This window comes from Leucobacter sp. M11, from assembly GCF_035726885.1.
GTDB lineage: Bacteria > Actinomycetota > Actinomycetes > Actinomycetales > Microbacteriaceae > JAPFRB01.
In genome coordinates this window covers 596574-598364 of the sequence record NZ_JAPFRB010000004.1, presented here as the reverse complement: position 1 = coordinate 598364, position 1791 = coordinate 596574, and the positions used below count along the sequence as shown (strand labels likewise).

Below are 1791 nucleotides of genomic sequence, written 5' to 3'. Positions count from 1 at the left end.
AGGCGCGCGGCGTGCGGGCGCAGCGGGTCGGTCCAGTCGGGCCGGTTCTCGGGGTGGTCCAGCTCGATCCCCCAGAGCCCGGCGGCCGCGAAGTCCTCGACGATCGGCACGGGCACGGGCCCGCGCTGGCGGCGGGCGGCCGGGTGCGCGAGAACGGGGACCCCGCCCGCGGCCCGCACCAGCTCGATGCCGGTCACCGTCTCGACCGCGTAGGTGTTCACGTAGTAGGGGCCGCCGGGGTGCAGCACGTCCGCGAAGGCCGCGCCGCGGTCCGGGAAGTGGCCCAGCTGGACGAGCGCGTCCGCGATGTGCGGCCGCCCGAGCGTCACCCCGACCCCGATCGACTCGCTCATGGTGTCCCAGTCCAGCGGGTAGCGCTTCGAGAGGCGGCGCACCATCTCGCGTGCCCGCCCGTAGCGGCTCTCCCGGATCCGGGCCATGATCTCGGCGAGCTCCGGCACCTCGGGGTCGATCCCGTAGGCGAGCAGGTGCACGGAAATCCCGTTCGTCTTCGTCGTCAGTTCCAGGCCGGGGATGAAGTCAACGCCGAGCCCGGCTGCGGCGGTGCGCGCCTCGTCCCAGCCATCGACCGTGTCGTGGTCGGTCAGCGCGAAGCCCGTGAGCCCGAGCTCGGCCACCTCGGCCGCGATCTCCGCTGGCGAGGTCGTGCCGTCGGAGATCGCCGAGTGGGTGTGCAGATCGTATCCCCGAACGAATGACGGCAGGCTCATCCCCCCATGCTAGCCGCGGCGCGCCGGGACGGGGGAACACCCAGCCGCTTCCTCGGGGCGATAACTAGACTCGGCTCCGTTATGGCACGTTTCTTTGGCTCCCTCATCCTGCTCGCGCTCGTCGTCGCGGCCGTCATTGCCGTGTGGCCGCAGCTGCTCGGCCTCGAGCACACGGAGCCCTTCGCGCAGCTGGTCGCGATGCGGGGCCTCAGCGTCGCCGTCGCGGCGCTGCTGATCGTCTTCCTGCTCATCCTGAGCCTCGTCATCCGCCCGTGGCGCGGCTTCCTCGGCCGGGTCTGCGTGATCCTGCTGCTGTTCGCCCTCGCGAACGTCGCGATTCTGATCTGGCGCGGCGTCGGCAACGCCCCGCTACCGCCGGCCGGGTCCGGGGACGTGACGGTGCTCAGCTGGAACACCTTCGGCGACGAGGTGCCCGCCGACCGGATCATCGCGCTCGCTCAGGAGCAGGGCGCGCAGATCGTGGTGCTCCCCGAGACGACCGACGACCTCGCGGACCGGGTGGCCGCGGGGCTCAGCCAGCAGAGCGGGTCGAGCTACGTCGCGCACACGGCCGCGACCGACGAGGTCTACCGCTACCGCTCGACCTCGGTGGTCGTGGCCGCCGAGCTCGGCGAGTACCGCCTGGACGCGGCGGCGGGGGCCGACGGGGTCATCCCCTCCGTCGTGCTGCGTCCCGCGGCCGACAGCGGCTCCCCGACCGTGATCGGGGTGCACTCGATGGCGCCCGTGCCCGGCGAGATGTCGAGCTGGCGGGAGCACATGAACTGGCTGCGGGGGGCCTGCGAGATCCCGAACGCGATCATCGCGGGGGACGTCAACGCGACCCCCGATCACCTGACGGAGGTGCCGGGCTGCGAGATCGCCGCAGTCACCGCCCGCAACGCGGGGGTCGGCACCTGGCACACGATGCTCCCGGCGCTGGCCGGGGCTCCGATCGACCAGGTGTTCAGCACCGAGGGCTGGCGGGCCGCTGGCTTCCACGTCATCACCTCGGAGGGGGCCGCTGGCAGCGATCACCGCCCCGTCGTGGCCCGGCTGA

General features: G+C 72.6%; 2 protein-coding genes. One reads left to right on the top strand and one right to left on the bottom strand.

Translation table 11 applies throughout. The features are described 5' to 3' along the window. Nucleotides 1-731 (bottom strand): PHP domain-containing protein (locus tag OOT08_RS15045; protein ID WP_325093607.1); only part of this gene is annotated, 731 nt, incomplete at its 3' end. An 81-nt stretch (nucleotides 732-812) separates the two neighbouring features. Between OOT08_RS15045 and OOT08_RS15040 the strand changes: the two genes are divergently transcribed. Next, on the top strand, nucleotides 813-1791 hold a 979-nt coding region (locus OOT08_RS15040), incomplete at its 3' end, for an endonuclease/exonuclease/phosphatase family protein (RefSeq protein ID WP_325093606.1).